The organism is Microbispora sp. NPDC004025, assembly GCF_053604425.1.
Genome location: NZ_JBSGHN010000009.1, coordinates 231,519 through 250,210 on the forward strand (window position 1 = coordinate 231,519; position 18,692 = coordinate 250,210).

General features: G+C 72.9%; 20 protein-coding genes and 1 pseudogene. 13 read left to right on the forward strand and 8 right to left on the reverse strand.

The window, feature by feature from the left end; all coding sequences use genetic code 11:
- Positions 1 to 27 precede the first annotated feature (27 nt).
- The gene (locus tag ACWEQG_RS23185) at positions 28 to 486 is read right to left on the reverse strand and encodes a hypothetical protein (protein ID WP_452287620.1); all 459 of its coding nucleotides are present in this window, start codon (positions 484 to 486) and stop codon (positions 28 to 30) included.
- A gap of 235 nt (positions 487 to 721) precedes the next feature.
- On the opposite strand from ACWEQG_RS23185, the gene ACWEQG_RS23190 reads away from it, so the two are divergent.
- The 8 genes from ACWEQG_RS23190 to ACWEQG_RS23225 all read left to right on the forward strand — a co-directional run bounded on the left by ACWEQG_RS23190 (position 722) and on the right by ACWEQG_RS23225 (position 7,352).
- Entirely contained in the window at positions 722 to 1,087 is a 366-nt protein-coding gene (locus ACWEQG_RS23190) for a hypothetical protein (protein WP_363474098.1), read from the forward strand.
- A 305-nt stretch (positions 1,088 to 1,392) separates the two neighbouring features.
- The gene (locus ACWEQG_RS23195) at positions 1,393 to 1,716 is read left to right on the forward strand and encodes a TraR/DksA family transcriptional regulator (protein ID WP_346227979.1); all 324 of its coding nucleotides are present in this window, start codon (positions 1,393 to 1,395) and stop codon (positions 1,714 to 1,716) included.
- Entirely contained in the window at positions 1,713 to 2,543 is an 831-nt protein-coding gene (locus ACWEQG_RS23200; RefSeq protein WP_452287621.1) for a rod shape-determining protein, read from the forward strand. The genes ACWEQG_RS23195 and ACWEQG_RS23200 overlap by 4 nt, the downstream gene beginning before the upstream one ends.
- Entirely contained in the window at positions 2,530 to 2,868 is a 339-nt protein-coding gene (locus tag ACWEQG_RS23205; protein WP_363474030.1) for a TraR/DksA family transcriptional regulator, read from the forward strand. The genes ACWEQG_RS23200 and ACWEQG_RS23205 overlap by 14 nt, the downstream gene beginning before the upstream one ends.
- A 156-nt stretch (positions 2,869 to 3,024) precedes the next feature.
- On the forward strand, positions 3,025 to 3,939 hold the full coding sequence (locus ACWEQG_RS23210; protein WP_452287623.1) for a VOC family protein: 915 nt from the start codon (positions 3,025 to 3,027) through the stop codon (positions 3,937 to 3,939).
- 8 nt (positions 3,940 to 3,947) lie between these two features.
- Positions 3,948 to 5,420, forward strand: a complete 1,473-nt coding sequence (locus ACWEQG_RS23215) for an FAD-dependent oxidoreductase (RefSeq protein ID WP_452287625.1) — start codon at positions 3,948 to 3,950, stop codon at positions 5,418 to 5,420.
- Positions 5,420 to 6,169: an SDR family NAD(P)-dependent oxidoreductase gene (locus ACWEQG_RS23220; RefSeq protein WP_452287627.1), complete on the forward strand. Its 750-nt coding sequence runs from the start codon at positions 5,420 to 5,422 to the stop codon at positions 6,167 to 6,169. Before ACWEQG_RS23215 ends, ACWEQG_RS23220 begins: the two co-directional genes overlap by 1 nt.
- 67 nt (positions 6,170 to 6,236) lie before the next feature.
- The gene (locus ACWEQG_RS23225; RefSeq protein ID WP_452287629.1) at positions 6,237 to 7,352 is read left to right on the forward strand and encodes an SUKH-4 family immunity protein; all 1,116 of its coding nucleotides are present in this window, start codon (positions 6,237 to 6,239) and stop codon (positions 7,350 to 7,352) included.
- Positions 7,353 to 7,365: 13 nt separating this feature from the next.
- Here ACWEQG_RS23225 and ACWEQG_RS23230 read toward each other — a convergent pair whose 3' ends face one another.
- On the reverse strand, positions 7,366 to 7,935 hold the full coding sequence (locus ACWEQG_RS23230; protein WP_452287631.1) for a dihydrofolate reductase family protein: 570 nt from the start codon (positions 7,933 to 7,935) through the stop codon (positions 7,366 to 7,368).
- A gap of 74 nt (positions 7,936 to 8,009) precedes the next feature.
- On the opposite strand from ACWEQG_RS23230, the gene ACWEQG_RS23235 reads away from it, so the two are divergent.
- A complete protein-coding gene (locus ACWEQG_RS23235) occupies positions 8,010 to 8,621 on the forward strand; it encodes a TetR/AcrR family transcriptional regulator (protein ID WP_452287633.1) in 612 nt (203 codons plus the stop codon).
- Here the strand turns inward: ACWEQG_RS23235 and ACWEQG_RS23240 are convergent.
- The 3 genes from ACWEQG_RS23240 to ACWEQG_RS23250 are packed head-to-tail and all read right to left on the reverse strand — an operon-like array spanning position 8,594 to position 12,739.
- Complete coding sequence (locus ACWEQG_RS23240; RefSeq protein WP_452287635.1) at positions 8,594 to 10,420, reverse strand: ABC transporter transmembrane domain-containing protein; 1,827 nt, start codon at positions 10,418 to 10,420, stop codon at positions 8,594 to 8,596. The genes ACWEQG_RS23235 and ACWEQG_RS23240 overlap by 28 nt on opposite strands.
- Entirely contained in the window at positions 10,417 to 12,147 is a 1,731-nt protein-coding gene (locus tag ACWEQG_RS23245; protein WP_452287637.1) for an ABC transporter ATP-binding protein, read from the reverse strand. The genes ACWEQG_RS23240 and ACWEQG_RS23245 overlap by 4 nt, the downstream gene beginning before the upstream one ends.
- 1 nt (position 12,148) lies before the next feature.
- The gene (locus tag ACWEQG_RS23250) at positions 12,149 to 12,739 is read right to left on the reverse strand and encodes an NADPH-dependent FMN reductase (RefSeq protein WP_452287639.1); all 591 of its coding nucleotides are present in this window, start codon (positions 12,737 to 12,739) and stop codon (positions 12,149 to 12,151) included.
- A 114-nt stretch (positions 12,740 to 12,853) separates the two neighbouring features.
- Here ACWEQG_RS23250 and ACWEQG_RS23255 point away from each other — a divergent pair, with 114 nt between their 5' ends.
- Together ACWEQG_RS23255 and ACWEQG_RS23260 are read left to right on the forward strand one after the other, a co-directional pair.
- Positions 12,854 to 13,609 carry a TetR/AcrR family transcriptional regulator gene (locus ACWEQG_RS23255; protein WP_452287641.1) on the forward strand — a complete coding sequence of 252 codons (756 nt, stop codon included), beginning with the start codon at positions 12,854 to 12,856 and terminating at the stop codon, positions 13,607 to 13,609.
- Between the two features lie 84 nt (positions 13,610 to 13,693).
- Positions 13,694 to 14,641 carry an aldo/keto reductase gene (locus ACWEQG_RS23260; protein ID WP_452287643.1) on the forward strand — a complete coding sequence of 316 codons (948 nt, stop codon included), beginning with the start codon at positions 13,694 to 13,696 and terminating at the stop codon, positions 14,639 to 14,641.
- 84 nt (positions 14,642 to 14,725) lie between these two features.
- On the opposite strand, the gene ACWEQG_RS23265 is transcribed toward ACWEQG_RS23260, so the two are convergent.
- A complete protein-coding gene (locus tag ACWEQG_RS23265) occupies positions 14,726 to 14,980 on the reverse strand; it encodes a ferredoxin (RefSeq protein WP_452287645.1) in 255 nt (84 codons plus the stop codon).
- The gene (locus ACWEQG_RS23270; protein WP_452287647.1) at positions 14,977 to 16,146 is read right to left on the reverse strand and encodes a Rieske 2Fe-2S domain-containing protein; all 1,170 of its coding nucleotides are present in this window, start codon (positions 16,144 to 16,146) and stop codon (positions 14,977 to 14,979) included. The genes ACWEQG_RS23265 and ACWEQG_RS23270 overlap by 4 nt, the downstream gene beginning before the upstream one ends.
- Positions 16,147 to 16,320: 174 nt before the next feature.
- On the opposite strand from ACWEQG_RS23270, the gene hsaA reads away from it, so the two are divergent.
- Positions 16,321 to 17,487, forward strand: coding sequence for a 3-hydroxy-9,10-secoandrosta-1,3,5(10)-triene-9,17-dione monooxygenase oxygenase subunit (gene hsaA / locus ACWEQG_RS23275; RefSeq protein WP_452287649.1), 1,167 nt, complete (start codon positions 16,321 to 16,323; stop codon positions 17,485 to 17,487).
- Positions 17,488 to 17,651: 164 nt separating this feature from the next.
- On the opposite strand, the pseudogene ACWEQG_RS23280 reads toward hsaA, so the two are convergent.
- Positions 17,652 to 17,816 (reverse strand): annotated as a pseudogene (locus tag ACWEQG_RS23280) (hypothetical protein); the annotation flags it as partial.
- A 156-nt stretch (positions 17,817 to 17,972) separates the two neighbouring features.
- Here ACWEQG_RS23280 and ACWEQG_RS23285 point away from each other — a divergent pair.
- Entirely contained in the window at positions 17,973 to 18,602 is a 630-nt protein-coding gene (locus tag ACWEQG_RS23285) for a TetR family transcriptional regulator (RefSeq protein ID WP_452287651.1), read from the forward strand.
- Positions 18,603 to 18,692: the final 90 nt, after the last annotated feature.

Consider the following 18,692-nt stretch of genomic DNA (forward strand, 5'->3'; position numbering starts at 1 on the left):
TCCACAGGCGTACGAGTGGGAAAGGTCTCAGTACGCGGTGGAGGGAGGAGCGCGGGCCGTGGCGGCCCGGCGCGGGCACTGGGCGGGCGGGCCGTCCTGATGCGGCCCGGCCCGGGTGACCCGGGTGCCGCCGCGCGGCGCCGCGGGGTTGGGCAGCACGACCGGCCCGCCGGACACGCCGGGGCCGCCCGCGCCCGACTGGACGCGGGGCGGATCGCCCTGGGCCGGCCGCGTGGCGTGGGCCGGGGCGCAGATCCGCGCGTCGGTGAGCCGCGCGCCGTCACGCGCCGGGGCCTGGCGGAGGGCCCCCTGGCGCACGCCGCTCGCGGTGGCCGCCACACGACTCGTGATGTGGGGGCCCGCGGCGTGGAGACCGGCGGCGCGATGCGGTGTCTCCCACACGGACGCGGACGCGGGCACGCCGCCGGCGGTCAGGACGATCGCGTGCAGCAGGAGCAGCAGCGCGGCGGTCAGCCTGCGTCGCACGATCATCGCCTCCCTCCCGCTTCGCCCGGTCCTGCGGCCACCGTAGCGAGTTCCGCGCGAATGTGCCGAATGCCGTACCGGCGGGAAACGGGAAACGCACCCGCGCGGAGGGGACCGCCCGGTGAGGAACGGGTACGCAGAACGAATGGCGAGAACAGGGCAGGCGCCGAGCGGGAGAAACGGGCGACGGAAAACGCGGATGACCGTTTCGCGAAGGTGGGTTATGGTCGGTCTCATGGCGACCTCACGACGTGGCACGTGCGGGTCCACCGCCTTCACGTTGGTGGTGGGCCTGCTGATGCTCGCCCTCGCGCTGGTCGCCTCCACCCCCGCCTGGTACGGCGGGGATCCCGCTCAGCGCACGCCGCAGGCCGCCGCCGAGCTGTGGACACCGGGAGCGTGGACGCCGCAGTCGGCGACCCTGCCCGCGGGTCCCGCCGGTCCCGAGCACCTGCCGTTCCCGTTCCGGTCGCGCGTCGCCGTCGCCGCGGCTCCCGTCTCCGTACCGGTGCCCGCCCGGAGCCACGAGGACATCGTCCTCAGCCCGCAGCAGACCGGGCACCGAACCGCCGGCTCGCGCAGTCCACCACAGGCCGGGTGACACCAGCTCGCTCGGAGCGCGCCGGAACCGCGGCACCGTCCCGGTCCTCGTCGTCGCGCGCCTGACCCGTACCCGGCCGACCCGGCCCGGCAGGTCAGGCGACCGGCGACGCGACCGGTGACGCGTGCCGGCTTTCGCGCATCCGCACCCCCGTCGCGCCGCCATGGCGCGCCCTTCCGAGCGGAGCCTCCCGACCGCCGTCCCGCGGGTCCGCCCCGCGTACTCGTCTCGCGCACCGGCGACCGGTGCGCCGAAGGCGCGCGCTCGCGCGCCGACATCATCCTTCACCTGGAGTGATGCCGCTTATGGCAGAGATCAGGTCGCCGCGCCTCCTCTTCGAGGAATGCCGGCGGTACACCGCGCAGCTGTCCGAACTGCGCATGCTGCTCGAGGAGCGGCTCCACGCGGCCCGGGCCGAGCTGGCCCGGGTGCGCGACCCGTACGACACGCGCGTACGGCAGGCACGGCGCGACGTCGCCGCGATCGAGGCGGCGCTGGAGCGGATGGATCGGGGCCTTTATGGCACCTGCACCCGATGCGAGGCGTTCCTGCCGCTCGATCGGCTCCGGCTCGCGCCGCATGTGCAGCAGTGCGCGGCCTGCGCCGGCGAGGCCCGGATGTCGGCATGACGGTCATGACCGGCATGACCGGTGTCAACGGGAGGAGAGGCGGGGGAGCGGCCCTCGCCCTCGACCTCGGCACCGCGCGGACCCGGCTGCTGCTGTCAGGCAGCACGGCGATCAAGGAGCGGCCCTCGGCCTGCGGCGATCCGGGGGCGCGCCGGTGGCCGGTGCGGCACGGAATGGTCGCCGACATGCCCGCATGCGCGCGGCTGGTCCGCACGGCGCTGCGGGACGCCGTCACCGAGCGGCACCCGCCCCTCGAACGCGTCCTGCTCGGCGTGCCCGTCGCGGCTTCGCGGCTGGACCGGCGCGCCGCGTTCGCGGCGGTCAGCAGCGCCGCCGGCTGCCGGGTGACGATCGTCGAGGAGCCGCTGGCCGCGGCGGTCGGCTGCGGCGTGGACATCGCCGACCCGAGGCCCCGGCTCGTGCTCGACGCCGGGGCGGGGATCGCCGAGGCCGTCGTCATCCGGGCCGGCGAGATCGCCGACGCGGGTGCCGTACAGGTCGCCGTGGGCGGCCCGGCGGAGGGCGCCGGCTGCCCGCCGTACGCGCGGGAACGCGTCGTGGCGATGGTCGCCGACCTGATCGCGCGCGTTCCCGCCGCCCTGCGGGCCATCGTCAGGCAGCAGGGCCTGCTGATCACGGGCGGCGGCGCCCTCGACCCGGAGCTGGCCCGCAAGCTCTGCGCGGAGCTGCGGATCACCGTCAGCCCCGCGGCCGATCCCGCCAACGCGACCGTCAGAGGGCTGGCCTGCCTGCTGTCCACGGTCGAGCACCGCACTCCCGGCATGTCTGCCATCGGACGAGAGGACGTCGACGATGACCACCAGTGACGAGTTCACCGCCATCAGCAGGCCGCAGATGCAGGCCATGCGCGCGGACCTGGAGGAGCAGCTCCAGTGGCGTGAGGTGCAGCTGCGCGATCTGCGGGCCGCCGTCGACGGCGGCAACGACGGCGCGGCCAGGCTCGCCCTGCTCGCCGACGTCGCCGCCACCGAGCGGGCGGTCGCCGAGCTGCGCAAGGCGCTGGAGCGGATCGAGGAGGGCAGCTACGGCCAGTGCGCCGACTGCGCGGCGGCCATCCCGTTCGGCCGGCTGAAGATCCGGCCCATGGCCCGCTACTGCATCACCTGCCAGCGGCGCCACGAGGCCCGCTGACGCCGGCGCGCCCGCTCCGCCCCCGCATCACGCCGGGGGCGGAGCGGCCCGGGCCGCTCTCACTGAGCGGGAGGGCCGGGGCGGCCGGGCGCGGGGTCTGCCACGGTGGGGATCGGCGATCGGCTCCCCCCGACCGGCAGATTGGATTGAGCACAAGTGACGCAGATCCGAGGACTCGGCTACCTCAAGGTCCAGACGCGTGACATCGGGCGCTGGCGCGGCCTCCTCATCGACGGCCTCGGCTTCGCCGAGGGGTCCGGGCCGGACCCGGACGGGCTCTACCTGCGCATGGACGAGCGCCGCGCGCGGCTCGCCGTGCTGCCCGGCGACACCGACCGGGTGCTCGCGGTCGGCTGGGAGGTGCGCGACCAGTTCGCGCTCGCCGCCGTCGGCCGCGCCGTCGAGGCGTCCGGCACACCGGTCAAGGTGCTGTCGGAGGAGGAGTCCGCCGAGCGCGACGCCGAGGCGGTCATCGCCTTCACCGACCCCGCGGGCGTGCCCGTCGAGGTCTTCTTCGGGCCCGTGCTCGACCACAGCCCGGTCGTCACCGGCCTGGGCCAGAAGTTCGTGACCGGCGCGCAGGGGATGGGCCACGTCGTGGTGCCCACCACCGCGATGGACGAGACGGTCTCCTTCTACACCGAGGTGCTCGGTTTCCTGCCCCGGGGCGCCATCAAGATGGGCGGCGGGAAGCCGCCGTACCGCCGGGTGCGCTTCATGGGCGTCAACCAGCGCCACCACAGCCTCGCGATCTGCCCCGCCGGGTACGCCGGCGACCCCGGCCTGGTGCACCTGATGGTCGAGGTGGACAGCCTCGACGCGGTGGGCATGGCGCTCGACCGGGTGCGCAAGGCGGGCTTCTCGATCTCCTCCACCCTCGGCCGGCACACCAACGACAAGATGGTGTCCTTCTACGTCCGCGCCCCCGGAGGCTGGGACATCGAGTACGGCACCGAGGGCATGCGCGTCGACGAGACGTACTACACGGCCGAGGAGATCACGGCCGACAGCTACTGGGGCCACGACTGGTCCGGGTCCGAGCCGCCGGCCACCTTCGTTCCCAGGGAGTGAGCCGGCCGATGCGATCGGTGGAACCGGTGGCGGCCGGGTCCGTCGCGGCGTTCGACCACGAGTGCGACGTGGTCGTCGTCGGCTTCGGCTGCGCCGGGGCGGCCGCCGCGTACGAGGCCGCGACGGCGGGCGCGGACGTGCTCGTGCTGGAGCGGGCGGGCGGCCCCGGCGGCTCGTCCGCCATGTCCGGCGGCGAGCTGTACCTCGGCGGCGGCACGGCCGTCCAGCGGGCCTGCGGGTTCGAGGACGACCCGGACAACATGTTCGCCTACCTCGCGGCGGCGCTCGGCCCGCACCCCGACGCGGAGAAACTGCGGCTCTACTGCGACGGCAGCGTCGAGCACTTCGAGTGGTTCCGGGCCAGGGGCGTGCCGTTCAACGCGTCGTTCTACGACGCGCCGAGCTGGATGCCGCCGACGACCGACGGTCTCATGTGGCTGGGGGAGAACGCCTGGCCGTACGCCACCCTCGCGCGGCCGGTGCCGCGCGGCCACCGCCCGGCCGCCGAGAGCTGGGGCGGGCGGCTGCTCATGGACACGCTCGTCGAGGCGGCGCGGGCGGCCGGAGCCGCGTGTCACACCGACACCCGCGCCGGCAATCTCGTCCTCGGCGCCGACGGCCGGGTCACCGGGGTGGTGGCCCGCCGGTACGGCGAGCGGGTGACCTACCGCGCCCGTAGGGGAGTGGTGCTGACCACCGGCGGGTTCGTCGACAACGAGGAGATGCTGGCCGATCACGCCCCGGTGCTGATCGGGCACGGCAAGGTCAGCGACGGCCTGGACGACGGCGGTGGCATCCGGATGGCCACCGCGGTCGGCGCGGCCACCCGGCGCATGGGCGAGGTCGAGATCGCGATGACGGCGCTGCCCGCGATGCTGGTGCGCGGCATGCTCGTCAACGGGCTCGGCCGCCGCTTCATCAACGAGGACGTCTACCCCGGCCTGTTCAGCGTCGCCGCCGTCCGGCACCAGCCGGGGCCGTACTGGGCGATCATCGACGAGGAGGGCTACGAGGACATCCCGGCGCGGGACCTGTGGGGCGTGCGCCCGGTCTTCGTCGCCGAGACCCTCGCCGAGCTGGAGGAGTCGCTCGGCATGCCGCCCGGCGCGCTGGAGGACACCGTCGCGGTGTACAACCGGCACGCCGAGCGGGGCGAGGACCCCTACTTCCACAAGGACCCGAAGTGGCTGCGCCCGTTGAAGGGGCCGTTCGCCGCCGCCGATCCGCGCCTGGGGTTCGGCATGGGCGGCCGCGACAGCGCGGGCAAGGGGACCGGAGCCGCCGGCTTCACGCTCGGCGGCCTGCGCACGACCGTGGACGGCGAGGTGCTGAACCAGTCCGGACGGCCCATCCCGGGGCTGTACGCGGCGGGCCGCGCCTCCTCGGGCATGCACGGCGGGGGTTACATCAGCGGCACGTCACTCGGTGACGGCACCTTCTTCGGCCGCCGCGCCGGCCGCGCAGTCGCCAGGGAGGCGTGATGAAGCGGTTCGACGGTAAGAACGTGCTGCTCACCGGGGCGGCGTCGGGCATCGGCAGGGCGGCCGCCGTACGGCTGCTGGACGAGGGCGCCACGGTGTTCGCCGTGGACCGGGACGAGGACGGTCTCGCGGAGACCGGCAAGCTCGCGGGCGGGACCGATCGCTTCATCCCCTGGCGGGCGGACCTGGCGGACGAGCCGGCGGTGGAGTCGGCCGCGGCCGCGGCCGTCGCCCGCCTCGGCCGGGTGGACGTGCTGGCCAATGTGGCCGGCGTGCTGCGGGTGACCCCGATGGAGTCGCTGCGGCTCGACGACTACCGGCGGATCTTCGCGATCAACGTGTTCGCCCCGGTCGTGTTATGCCGGGAGGTGCTGCCGCACATCCCGGACCGCACCGGGGTCATCGTGAACGTCACCTCGACGGCGGCGACGAAGGCGCATCCCTGGATGACCGGCTACGCGGCGTCCAAGGGCGCGCTGCTGTCGTTCTCGATCAGCCTCGCCGCCGAGCTGGCGCCGCGCCGCATCCGCGTCGTCCCGATCTCGCCCGGCGGCGTCGCCACGCCGCTGACCGCCGACCGGGAGACCTTCGCCGGCATCGACACCTCCTGGTACGCGCGCACCTATCCCCTCTGGGGAAGGGCGGGCCGCCCGGAGGACATCGCCGGGACCATCGCGTACGCCGCCTCGGCGGACGGCGCCTACCTCAACGGGGTGGAGGTCCGCGTGGACGGCGGCTCGCACAGCTGACCGCTCCGCCCTCCTACGGTGTCTGTGATGAACTGTCGCGGTGATCGCGACGCGGGGGCAGAGGTTGATGACGTTCAGGGCCGCGGGGGCGCCCGTGCTCCGGGCGGCCGATCTGGTCGAAGCGGCCGGCCCGGGTGAATTCGACCCGTTCGTCGCGGGGTTGGAGATCGTAGGGCATCTGCTGTGCGAGGGGCAGGAGGCACAGGCGGTGGCCCGGGACCCCGATTCGGGCCGGGTCTTCGCGCTGGAGGTGTACCGGCCCGACCTGGTCGCCCTGGACGCGTTGGCGCCGTCGGTGGACGCGCTGCACCGGATGGTGGCGGCCGTGGCCGAGATCGAGGAGCTTCGTGGGCGGTTCGCCGATCTTGCGGGGCACACGGGCATCGAGCCGGTGAAGGAAGCGCTCAGGCGGCTGGTGGCCGTCTTCCGCGCGGAGGAGTGGGGGCCGGACGGCTGGGGTCCGGCGGGCGGGCCCGGGCAGTGGCCGTACGAGCTGCCGGCCATGTGGCGCATCCTGGCCGTCATCAAGCCGCTTGCGCTGATCGCGTCCCCCGGGCGGGGGCTGCGGCTCGATCTGCCCGCGCGGGTGCTGGAGAACGTCTTCCGCGGGCAGGGCCTTGTCCGTGCCGCGCCCGAGAACCTGCCGGCCGCGCTGACGCACGAGCCGACCCGGCGCTTCCTGAGCGAGGTCGGGCTGCCCGCGGACGCCCGGCTGTTCTCCGCCGACGGCGCCGGAGAACCCCTGCGGACGGTCATCGAGCACCGCGAGGAGTTCCTGCGGGACCCCGGGCTCGCGCACCTGCACGATGACATCAGGCGCACCCCGCCCCCGCCCGGCGCCGATCACCTGTTCGTGATCGGCGGGATGGGCGGCTACGACCTCGAGGCGCTGCTCGACGGGCGCACGGGCGAGGTCTACCACGCCCCCTACACGTGCGAGGAGCTGACGCCGCTCAACGCCGACGTCTCCACTCTGGCGTTCACGCTGTGGATGTACGCCATGGAGCAGGGGCTCAGACATCCCTACGACCTCACGGGCGGCAACTTCTACCACCAGCTCGCCGACACCATGGTCGCGACGCTCGCCGCCGTCGACCCGGTGGCCTGCCTGCCGTCGGCGGGCGCGGACGACTTCCGCTTCTGGCCGGAGGTCTTCCACGACGCGGCGGGCGGAGTGCTGTAGCGGGACCGCCCGCTCACGCCCGGTCGTACCAGGTGACGGTGGCCCCGTTGCCGAAGGAGCGGCTGCGGACCGGGGTGAACAGCGTGGGGCGGAAGGCCCCGGTGAACGCGGAGATCCCGGCGCCGGCCACGACCGGGTAGCTCTTGACGATCAGCTCGTCGATCTCCGGGAGCAGCGAGCCCGCGAGCGCGCCGCCCCCGCACAGCCAGATGTCACCGCCCTCCTCCTTCTTCAGCCGCCGCACGAGGCCGATCGGGTCGCCGGGCACCAGCTCCACCTGCGGGTCGGCGATCTCGGGGGTCGAGGCCGACACCACGTACTGCCTCAGGTGGGCGTACGGGCTGGTGACGCCGATGTCCAGGGCCGGCTGGTAGGTGCCGCGGCCCATCACCACCGTGTCGAAGCGCTTGTTCGGCGCGTCCAGGCCGAAGTGCGCGCGGACGTGGGTGGGGACGGTCTCCGGATACTCCTCGTTGATGTAGTCCATGAGGTCGTCGCCCAGAGGGTAGAAGTCGAACTCCCCGCCGGGGCCGGCGATGTAGCCGTCGATGCTGACGCCGATGTAGTAAACGAGCTTTCGCATACTGTTTTCACTCCGGTTGAAGTACTCTGCCCGTAGTGGTTAGAACCGTAGTACTACAAGTGGAGTGGTGTCAATTGCGACAGAACCAGGCCCGGCGGGCCGCGCTGCTCGACGCGGCCATCGAGGTCCTGGCCCGGGAGGGAGCCCGGGGACTGACCTTCCGGGCGGTGGACGCGCAGGCGGGGGTGCCGGGCGGCACGGCTTCCAATTACTTCGCCAACCGGGACGAGATGCTCACCCAGGCCGGTGCCCGCGTGTACGAACGCCTGGAGCCGGACGCCGAGACCGTGGCGAGGAGCCTGGAAGGGCCGCGGGACCGGGCCAGGGTCGCCGCGCTGATGCACGAGCTGGTCGGCCGGATCAGCACTTACCGCACGGGCTACCTCGCCCTGCTGGAGCTGCGCCTGGAGGCGACCCGCAGGCCGGGCCTGCGGGCCGTGCTCACCGAGCGGATCAGGGAGGACGTCGCCGCCAACGTCCGCTATCACCTCACCTCCGGCCTGCCCGGGGACGCCACGGCCGTGGAACTGCTCTACCTGGCCATGAACTGGCTCATCGTGGAACGGCTCACGTTGCCCGACGTGTTCACCGAGGCGCGGCTGCACGACCTCGTCGAGCACGCGGTGGAGCGCCTGATCCCCCAGGAGGGCCGGGACGGTCAGGAGGGGACCACCGAACCGGCCTGAGCCCCGGAGAGTTGAGCCCCGGAGAGTTGAGCCCCGGAGAGTTGAGCCCCGGAAAGTTGAGCACGGTACAGCCGGGCGTAGGCGCCGCCCGCCGCCAGCAGCTCGTCGTGCGTGCCCTGCTCCACGATCCGCCCCTCGTCCAGTACGAGGATCAGGTCGGCGTTCCTGATGGTCGACAGCCGGTGGGCGATGACGAATCCCGTGCGCCCGGCCCGCAGTGAGGTCATGGCCCGCTGCACCAGCATCTCGGTGCGGGTGTCGAGCGCGCTGGTGGCCTCGTCGAGCACCAGGATCGGGGGACCGGCCAGGAAGGCGCGGGCGATGGTGACGAGCTGCCGCTCGCCCGCGCTGAGCCCTTCGCCGTCGTCGTCGACCACCGTGTCGTACCCGTCGGGCAGCGTGCGCACGAGGTGGTCGACGCCGGTGGCCCTGGCCACCTCGACGATCCGCTCGCGCGGCACGTCGCCGGCGCCGTACGCGATGTTGTCGGCGATCGTGCCGTGCCGCAGCCAGGTGTCCTGCAGCACCATGCCGATCCTGGCGCGCAGCTGCTGCCGGGGCACCCGCGCGATGTCCACCCCGTCCACCGTGATCCGCCCGCCCGTGACGTCGTAGAAGCGCATGAGCAGGTTGATCAGCGTGGTCTTGCCTGCGCCGGTCGGGCCGACGATCGCGACGGTCTGCCCCGGCTCCGCGACCAGGGACAGGTCTTCGATGAGGGGACGGTCGGGCGCGTACCGGAACGAGACGTTCTCGAAGACCACCCGGCCGGTGGTCGCGGCCGGCAGGCGGACGGGGTCGCGCACCGGTTCCTCCTCGTCCTCGTCGAGCAGTTCGAAGATCCGCCCGGCCGAGGCGAGCACCGACTGCAGGAGCGTGGACATCGACGTGACCTGGTTGATCGGCTGCCCGAACTGCAGGCAGTACTGGATGAACGCCTGCACGTCGCCGACCGACAGCGCGCCGGCCGCCACCCGCAGGCCGCCGATCACCGCGACGAGCACGTAGTTGAGGTTCATGACGAGCGACATCGACGGGCCGATCAGGCTGGACAGCAGCTGCGCGCGGAACCCCGCGCGGAACACCGCGTCGTTGCGCTCGCCGAACTCGCCTGCGGCCTGGCGCCGCCGGCCGAAGACCCTGACCAGGGCGTGCCCGGTGTAGGTCTCCTCGACGTGGGCGTTCAGCCGGCCCGTGGCCGCGAACTGCTCGGCGAACCTCGGCTGCGCCCGCCTGCCGACCACCCTGGCGGCCACGACGGAGAGCGGCACCATGACGACCGAGACCAGGGCGAGCAGTGGCGAGGTCCACACCATCATCGCGAGCACGCCGACGAGCGTGAGCAGCGCGGTGACCGCCACGCCGAGCACCTGCTGCAGCGTCTGGCCGACGTTGTCGACGTCGTTGCCGGCGCGCGAGAGCACCTCGCCCCGCTGCCGCCCGTCGAAGTAGGCCAGCGGCAGCCGTGCGAGCTTGGCCTGGGTCCGCTCCCGCAGCCGGAAGACCAGCCGCTGCACGACGGTCGCGGTCGCCCGCTGCTGGACGAAGGAGAGGCCGAACGCCGCCAGGTAGCAGGCGAGGGCGGCCAGCAGGATCCGGCCGGTCGCGGCGAAGTCCACCCCGTGGCGCCCGGTCGCGGTGGACAGCACCACGTCGGTGGCCGCGCCGAGCAGCCGGGGGACCGTCACGGTCAGGGCCACGGCCCCGGCCGCGCAGACCAGGGCGGCCACGGCGAGCGGGAGTTCCGGGCGGGCGTCTTCCAGCAGGCGCCGGACGACGCCTCGTTTCCGGGCTGTCATGCGGCCACCTCCAGGCCTGTCTGGGAGGACACGATGTCGCGGTAGGCGGGGCAGGAGACCAGCAACTCCTCGTGGGTGCCGGCCCCGGCGACCCGGCCCTCGTCGAGCACCACCACCCGGTCGGCGTGCCGGGCCGAGGAGATCCGCTGGGCGACCAGGAGGACGGCGACGTCGCGGGTCTCCCGCGCCAGCGCGCCGGTGAGCGCCCGCTCGGTGACCGGGTCGAGCGCCGAGAACGGGTCGTCGAGCAGCAGGACCCGGGGCCGGGCGGCCAGGGCCCGCGCCACCGTCAGACGCTGGCGCTGGCCGCCGGACAACGACGTTCCCCCCTGCCCGAGCGGCGTCTCCAGACCCTCCGGCAGCGCCTCGACGAAGTCACGCGCCTGCGCGACCTCCAGCGCGTGCCACAGCTCCGCGTCCGTCGCCTCGGGCCTGCCGTACCTGAGATTGGCGGCGATGGTCCCGGAGAACAGGTACGGCCGCTGCGGCACCAGGCCGACGACGCCGGCCGGTTCCTCCGGTGGCAGCGACGCGAGGTCCGTCCCGTCCAGGAGCACCTGCCCGCCGGTCGGGCCGAGCAGCCGGGCGACGAGGTTCAGCAGGGTCGTCTTGCCCGAGCCGGTGGAGCCGACGATCGCGACGGTCTCGCCGGGCCGGACGACGAGGTTCACACCGCGCAGCACCGGCTCCTCGGCGCCCGGATAGCGCACGTGCGCGTCGCGGATCTCCACCTCGCCCTGCCAGGACCGGCCTCGCCGGGTCGGATCGTCGCCGAGCGGTTCCGTCCCGGTTTCCAGCACCTCGCGCACCCGGAGGGCGGAGACCCGGGCCCGCGGCGCGGCCAGGACGGTGAAGGTCGCGAGCAGGGCGGAGCCCAGGATCACGGCCAGGTAGTTGAGGAACGCGACCAGCGAGCCCACCTGGGTGATCCCGTCGTCGACGAGGTGCCCGCCGTACCAGACGACCGCCACGCCGCAGAGGTTGGCGATCAGCATTCCGGCGGGGTACATCACGGCCGCCAGGCGCGCCGCGCGTACGGACGCGTCCAGCAGCGCGTCGTTGGCCTCGGCGAACCTGGCGCGTTCGCGCTCCTCGGCGGCGAACGCCCGGACGACCCGGACGCCGGCGATCTGCTCGCGGACGAGCCGGTTGACCTGGTCGACGCCGCGCTGCGTCGCCTGTGCCGGCGGGGTGAGCCGGCGCAGGATCGCCCACAGGACGACCGACAGCGCGGGCAGCGCGACCAGCAGCAGCGTGGACAGGCGCAGGTCCTGCCGCAGCGCCATGACCACCCCGCCGAGGAAGATCATCGGCGTCGCGGCCAGCCCGGTCAGTGCCATGAAGACCAGCGTCTGCACCTGCTGCACGTCGCCGACGGTGCGGGTGATCAGGGACGGGACGCCGAAGCGGGCCACCTCCCGGGAGGAGAACGACTGGACCTTCGCGTAGACGGCCGTGCGGAGGTCCTGGCCGACGGCGGCGGCGGTCCTGGCGGCGAGGACTCCCACCACGGCCGAGCACAGGACCTGTGCCAGCGTCCCGGCCGCCATGAGGCCGCCCAGACGCACGATCAGCCCGGTGTCGCCGCGCAGCACGCCGTCGTCGATGAGCGTGGCGTTGATCGTGGGCAGCAGGAGGGCGGCGAGCGCCTGCGCGATCTGGAGCACGCCGATCAGTGCGACCGCGCCTCGGCGGGGCCGCAGGGCGGAGCGGAGCAGGGAGCCCATCTCAGCCCCCGTACGGCCGGGCCGCCCGCGCCTCGCGCAGGGCCCGGCCGAACCAGACGAGCTCGTCGAGCATGACCTTGGCGGCGCCTTCGGGGCCCGCGGGGTCCTTCGGCCAGTTCCCCTCCGAATCGAACAGCGTCCAGGGGCTCTGGAAGGCGACGGAGTCGCGGATCGTCACCGCGTGCAGCTCGGCGAAGACGAGCCTGAGCTGCTCGACGGCCCGCAGGCCGCTGGACATGCCGCCGTAGCAGACGAACCCGACGGGCTTGGCCGCCCACTCCCGGTGGTAGCTGTCGATCATCAGCTTGAGCGCCGCGGGGAAGCTGCGGTTGTACTCCGGGGTCACGACGACGAAGGCGTCCGCGGCCTCCACCCGGGGCTGGAGCCCCGTGACCTCCTCCGGCTTCTCGCCGCCGAAGTGCCCGCGCAGCCCGTCCGGGAGCCGGGTCTCGGCCAGGTCGATCACGTCGAGCGCGACGTCGCCGCGCCGCTCCGCCTGAGCGGCTGACCAGTTGGCGACGAGGGGCGCCACCCTCCCGTCCCGGACGCTCCCGATGATCATGGCCACGTTGAGCCGGTCGTCTTCGGACATGGTTTTCCTCCATGAGGTGTGTACGTCGTACGCAACGAGTACACCGTACGCGCTGCTGCGTACGGTGTACAAGTCCGAGTACGATGTACACACCGAACCGGGAGGAGCACGACGATGGCCGGGAAGAGAGCGGACGACGACACGGGGCCCGACACTGGACACGGCGTCCACGAGTCCATCTGGCAGCGGATGGAGCGCCCCGCCCGGCCGCCCCGCGCGGCGCTGACCCACGCGCAGATCGCCGCGGCGGCCGTGGAGATCGCGGACGCGGAGGGGCTCGACGCGGTCTCGATGCGCCGGCTGGCCGAGCGGCTCGGTGTCGCCACGATGGGCCTCTACCGATACGTGCGCGGCAAGGACGACGTGATCGAGCTGATGGTGGACGCGGTCTACGCCGAGGAGGCGCGGGCCGCGGAGGGCCGCGACTGGCGGGAGGTCCTGCGGGTGTCCGCCCTGCGGCTGCGCGCCCTCATGCTGCGTCACCCCTGGCTGGTGGAGACCACGGCCCAGGCCGGGCCGCTGACGCCCAGCTTCGTCGCGCGGACCGACCGGCTGCTCGCGTCGCTCGACGGCCTCGGCCTCGACGCCGACACGGCGATGACCGTCGTCGGCACGGTCACGGCGTTCGTCGCCGGGGCGACCACCGCCCGGATCAGGATGGCCCGGCTGATGCGCAAGGAGGGCGCGGAGAAGATGGACGACCTGCGCACCCTCTACTCGTCCCGGATGAAGTGGCTGCTGGAGTCGGGCCGCTATCCCGCGTTCGAGCGCTACATCCGCGAGGGGGTCAGGAAGGACGACGACGACTGGCAGTTCGAGCTGGGCCTGGAGTCCGTGCTCGACGGCGTCGCCGCCCGGCTGGGAATCTGACGATCCGCACGGGTTGACCTTGAGTCCGCTCCAGGTACCACACTCGGGAGCCGTTCCCCGAACACATCTGCGATGGAGGACGGCATGACACAGGTGCGTCTCGCGCTGGGCACCATGCACTTCGGGACCCGCGTCGACGAGCGGGCCTCGTTCGATCTGCTGGACCGGTTCGTGGCGGCGGGCGGCACGGTGATCGACACCGCCAACTGCTACGCGTTCTGGGCCGATCCAAGCGGCCACGGCGGGCACAGCGAGCGGGTCGTCGGCGAGTGGCTGGCACGGCGGCCCGGAATGCGCGACCGGGTTCTCCTCAGCACCAAGGTGGGGGCGGAGCCGGCCGGCGACGGCGAATGGCCGGCCAACCGGGAGGGCCTGTCGGCGGCCGCGACCAAGGCGGCGGCCGAGGGCAGCCTGCGCCGGCTGGGCACCGACCGCCTCGACCTCTACTGGCTGCACATGGAGGACAGGTCGGTGCCGCTGGAGGAGACGGCCCAGGCGCTTTCCCTGCTGGTCGAAACGGGTAAGGTCACCCGCCTCGGGGCCTCCAACCACGCCCTGTGGCGCGTGGAGCGCGCCCGGCGGATCGCCGAGGCGAACGGATGGGCCGACTGGACGGCGCTCCAGCTGCGCCACTCGTACGTCAAGCCGCGGCCGGACGCGCGGGTGGCCGACCAGGGTCACCGCTTCGGCTGGGTGACCGACGAGGTGCTCGACTACGTGGCGTCCGATCCCACGGTGGACCTGTGGGCCTACACGGCGCTGCTGAACGGCGGATACGTGCGGAAGGACCGGCCGCTGCCGGAGCCCTACGACCACCCGGGCACGGCGCGGCGGCTGGCCGTCCTCGACGAGGTGGCGACGGAGCTGGGCGTCGGCCGCAACCAGGTGGTGCTGGCGTGGCTGACCGGGGGCGTCCCGCGCGTCACGCCGATCGTGGGCGTCAGCACGGCCGGGCAGCTGGAGGAGGCGCTGGCCGGGGTGGCACTGGACCTGCCCGGTGAGCTGCGCCGCCGCCTCGACGAGGCGGCCTGACCCCCGCGTGGACGGTCCTCGGCCACCCGGGGACCGTGCGCCCCGCCCGCGACGACGGCCCAGGGTCGTAGACGTCCCTGTCGATCACGATTCCTCCGGTACGGCGATCTCGCCGTTGAGCGCGGCCTGGACGATGGAGTCCCGCAGCGCCGCGCAGCCGGGGAAGACTCCCGCGCCGGCGGTGCGGCGCTCCTGGCAGGTCCCGGCCGCGCCCGCGTTCCACTGGACGCTGGTCTGGTGCCAGCTCGCCTTGCGCACCTCGACCCCGGCGCCGCACCGGCGGCAGGTCAGCGGCTGCATGGGCGCGTCGAGCAGCCGGTCGTCCGGGCGGAACGTCATGCGGGCCGGCCCGTGCTCGCCGAGAGCTCCGCGGCCTTGCGGGCGAGGTTCTCCTCGACCTCCTTCTTCCACGCCGCGACCGGGCGGGCGGTGTCGAGCTCGAACTCGAAGCGCTCCACCATCTCCGGCCTGACGTCGGCGACGTCCACGTAGAACTGCTCGTACCAGCGGCGCAGCTGGTAGACCGGCCCGTCCTCCTCGCACAGCAGCGGGTTGTCGATGCGGGCCTTGTTCTTCCAGATCCGCACGTCCTGGTCGAAGCCCTTGAGGATGAAGGAGCTCATCTTCCTGGCCATCTCGTCGGCCGCGGGACCGGAGAGCTTGTCGGTGCGCTGCACGATGATCCCCGAGTGCAGCACGAACGAGTGCGCGTCGATCGGGTAGTGCGCGTTGATCAGGACCGAGTCGATGTCCATGGTGTCGTAGTGGTACGTCAGATCGTCGATCATGAACGACGGCCCGTGATACGACGCCACCGAGTCGTTGCCGAGCAGCCTCGGCTCGCCGTCCTTCGCGGGCGGGCGGGTGTCCTGGCGGCCGGTGCCCTTCATGATCTGCGTGGCGACGTGGCCCTCGAAGATGTTCTTGAAGTACGTCGGGAACGAGTAGTGGACGTAGAAGAAGTGCGCCATGTCGACGACGTTGTCCACGACCTCGCGGCAGTTGGTGTTCACGACGGTCTCGGTCCAGACCCAGTCGGTCCAGTCGTCCCGCGTCGCGCCCTCGATCCGGGGGATCGTGACCTCCGGCGGCGGCGGGTTGCTTTCCGGGTCGTTCCACACGAACAGCAGGCCGTCCTGGTCCATGGTGGTCCAGGCGGCGGTGCGCGCGCGCAGCGGGACGCGGCGCGCGTAGGGGATCTTCTTGCAGCGGCCGTCGCCGCCCCAGCGCCAGTCGTGGAAGGGGCAGGCGATCTCGTCCCCCTTGATCTCGCCCTGCGACAGGTCCCCGCCCATGTGCCGGCAGTAGGCGTCGAGCACGTTGAGTCCGCCGTCGCCGCTCCCGAAGACCACGAGCTTCTGGCCGAAGGCCTTGACCGTGTGCGGCTTGCCGTCCTTGAACTTCTCCGACAGGCCCAGGCAGTGCCAGCCCCGGGCGAACCGGGCGGGCACCGCCTCCGCCTCGATCCTGCGGATGTCGTCGTTCCCGGCTTCTACTGCAGTCACCTTGATCCGACCCCCTTCAGGACGCACGGCCTCTCAGTCCGCCAAGGTAGGAGGTGCGTGGGTCGGCCGAGGGGTGAGTCCCATTGGCCGGGATGGCCCTGACATGCGTTCATCGGCGCCGCGCACCATCATGGACGGCATCTGACCGACGAGCGCGACACGGAGAACTCCCCCATGAGCAACGAGGTCCTGGACGCGGTGCGCACGCTGCTGCCGAAGATCGCCGAACGGGCCCGGTCCACCGACGAGGACCGCCGGGTCCCCGCCGAGTCGATCAGGGAGCTCGTCCAGGCCGGGGTCTTCCGCATGCTGCAGCCCAAGAGGTACGGCGGCGCGGAGGGCGACCCGGTGAGCTTCTACGAGGTGGTCAGGGAGATCTCGGCGGTGTGCGGGTCCACCGGCTGGACCGTCTCCGTCCTCGGCGTGCACCCCTGGCAGCTGGCCCTGTTCGACGAGGCCGCCCAGGACGAGGTGTGGGGGAGCGACCAGGACGCGCTGATCTCCTCGTCGTACGCGCCGGTCGGGCGGCTCGTCCCCGTCGAGGGCGGCTACCGGCTGTCCGGCCGGTGGCGGTTCTCCTCCGGCTGCGAGCACGCGTCATGGGCGATGGTGGGCGGCCTGGTCCTCGGCGACCAGGGCAGGCCGGTGGACTTCATGACCGTGCTGGTGCCCCGCTCCGACTACCTGATCGCGGACGTGTGGGACGTCATCGGGCTGCGCGGCACGGGCAGCAACGACATCCTCGTCGAGGACGCCTTCGTGCCCGCGCACCGCGTGATGCGCAACTACGAGATGGCGCAGCTGCGCGGCCCCGGCCAGAAGGTGAACCCCGGCCCGCTCTACCGCATCCCGTTCGGCACCGTGTTCACCACCACGATCACCGCCCCGGTCATCGGGATGGCGGCCGGCTGCTACCGGTCGTACGTGACCGCCATGCGCGACCGCGTACGGCTCAGCCTGGGCGGCGGCCGGTTCGCCGAGGACCAGTTCGCGCAGGTGGCGGTCGCCCGGGCGGCGTCGGAGATCGACGCGGCGATCCTGCAGACCGACCGCAACGTGCGGGAGGTGTACGAGCACGCGGTGCGGGGCGAGACGATCCCGGCCGAGCTGCGGCTGCGGGTGCGGCGGGACCAGGTGCGCGCCACCGAACGGGCGCTGGAGGCGATCGACATCCTGTTCAAGACCGCCGGGGGCAACTCCCTCAGCCGGGGCAACCCGATCGAGCGGGCCTGGCGCGACGCCCACGCGGGCAGCGTCCACGTGGCCAACGACGTAGAGCGGGCCCTCGCGATGTACGGCAAGGGCGAGTTCGGCCTGGCCGTCGAGGACAACCTGATCTGACGGCGGGGGAAGGGCCCGGACGCGCGTGCCATGTCACCGTGCCATGTCACCGTGCCATGTCCCTGGCGGCCCGGTAGGGCGAAGACCATGGCCGAACCGATCGGGACACCGGGGCCGGGGTAGCGGCGCCCGGAGAACGAGGCGCTGGTGTTGCCCGCGGCGTACAGGCCGGGGATCGGCCGTCCGTCCCCCCGGAGCACCCGTCCGTCGGGATCGGTGCGCAGCCCGCCCGCCGCCGCCGTCAGCGCGCCGGTCATGGCGCCCGCGCCGGACCCGGCCACCACCACGTCGTACTCGTCGTCCCAGGCCCGTGTGGGCGCGCCCGCCATGCCGCTCCTCCTGTCGTCGCCGATGGTGGTGGGTACGGGCAAGCGCAGCGGACACGTGAGCGGCCCGTTCGTCCCACTGAGCGGTATGGACCAGTGGCGGGCGGGCGAGCTCCGCTGTGTATCGTCGTTGCGACACACGAACGACCAGGGGGAGACGTGCCGAGGATCGCCGAGGTCAGGGCGCCGGCCGAGCCGAGCTCACCCGAGCAGCGCGCCCGTCATCTGCGCATCCTGCGCGCCGCCGCCCGGATGGGCGCCGAGAAGGGACTCGAGCGGGTCCAGATGCACGAGGTGGCCAAGGAGGCCGGGGTGGCGATCGCCACGCTGTACCGGTACTTCCCCTCGAAGACCCATCTGTTCACCGCGGTGATGGCCGAGCAGGTCGACAGGTTCAGCGAGAGCGTCCAGCGGCCCAAGCCCGGGATGACGCCGGAGGACGCCGTCGGCGAGGTGCTCGTGCTCGCCAGCAGGCAACTGCTGCGCCGCCCCGCGCTCGCCACCGCGATGCTGCAGTCGTCGATCTCCGCCAACGCCGCCGCGGTGGCCGACGCGGGCCGGATCGACCTGACGTTCCGGCAGATCGTCCTGCGGACGCTCGGCATCGCCGAGCCCACCGTCATGGACGTCACGCTTATCCGGCTGCTGATGCAGTGCTGGTACGGCGTGCTCCAGTCGAGCCTGAACGGCCGGGCCTCGGTCCCCGACACAGAAAGCGACATCCGGATCGCCTGCCGGCTGCTGCTGGCGCCACGCTCGAACGCGTCCTCGGGTCCCGTCCCCCGCTGACCGGGACGCGCCCCTTCGACATGCTGGAGGGCCCGACGCGTACCGACGGCCGCACGCGCGGCTCCCGGTCGTCGCCTTCGCCCCATACCC

What these genes read in the sequence shown, in the direction of transcription:
- ACWEQG_RS23190 (WP_363474098.1), top strand. Translation starts at nt 722, where the DNA reads ATGGCGACCTCACGACGTGGCACGTGCGGGTCCACCGCCTTCACGTTG.
- ACWEQG_RS23195 (WP_346227979.1), top strand. Translation starts at nt 1,393, where the DNA reads ATGGCAGAGATCAGGTCGCCGCGCCTCCTCTTCGAGGAATGCCGGCGG.
- ACWEQG_RS23200 (WP_452287621.1), top strand. Translation starts at nt 1,713, where the DNA reads ATGACGGTCATGACCGGCATGACCGGTGTCAACGGGAGGAGAGGCGGG.
- ACWEQG_RS23205 (WP_363474030.1), top strand. Translation starts at nt 2,530, where the DNA reads ATGACCACCAGTGACGAGTTCACCGCCATCAGCAGGCCGCAGATGCAG.
- ACWEQG_RS23215 (WP_452287625.1), top strand. Translation starts at nt 3,948, where the DNA reads ATGCGATCGGTGGAACCGGTGGCGGCCGGGTCCGTCGCGGCGTTCGAC.
- ACWEQG_RS23220 (WP_452287627.1), top strand. Translation starts at nt 5,420, where the DNA reads ATGAAGCGGTTCGACGGTAAGAACGTGCTGCTCACCGGGGCGGCGTCG.
- ACWEQG_RS23225 (WP_452287629.1), top strand. Translation starts at nt 6,237, where the DNA reads ATGACGTTCAGGGCCGCGGGGGCGCCCGTGCTCCGGGCGGCCGATCTG.
- ACWEQG_RS23230 (WP_452287631.1), bottom strand. Translation starts at nt 7,935, where the DNA reads ATGCGAAAGCTCGTTTACTACATCGGCGTCAGCATCGACGGCTACATC.
- ACWEQG_RS23240 (WP_452287635.1), bottom strand. Translation starts at nt 10,420, where the DNA reads ATGACAGCCCGGAAACGAGGCGTCGTCCGGCGCCTGCTGGAAGACGCC.
- ACWEQG_RS23245 (WP_452287637.1), bottom strand. Translation starts at nt 12,147, where the DNA reads ATGGGCTCCCTGCTCCGCTCCGCCCTGCGGCCCCGCCGAGGCGCGGTC.
- ACWEQG_RS23250 (WP_452287639.1), bottom strand. Translation starts at nt 12,739, where the DNA reads ATGTCCGAAGACGACCGGCTCAACGTGGCCATGATCATCGGGAGCGTC.
- ACWEQG_RS23255 (WP_452287641.1), top strand. Translation starts at nt 12,854, where the DNA reads ATGGCCGGGAAGAGAGCGGACGACGACACGGGGCCCGACACTGGACAC.
- ACWEQG_RS23260 (WP_452287643.1), top strand. Translation starts at nt 13,694, where the DNA reads ATGACACAGGTGCGTCTCGCGCTGGGCACCATGCACTTCGGGACCCGC.
- ACWEQG_RS23265 (WP_452287645.1), bottom strand. Translation starts at nt 14,980, where the DNA reads ATGACGTTCCGCCCGGACGACCGGCTGCTCGACGCGCCCATGCAGCCG.
- hsaA (WP_452287649.1), top strand. Translation starts at nt 16,321, where the DNA reads ATGAGCAACGAGGTCCTGGACGCGGTGCGCACGCTGCTGCCGAAGATC.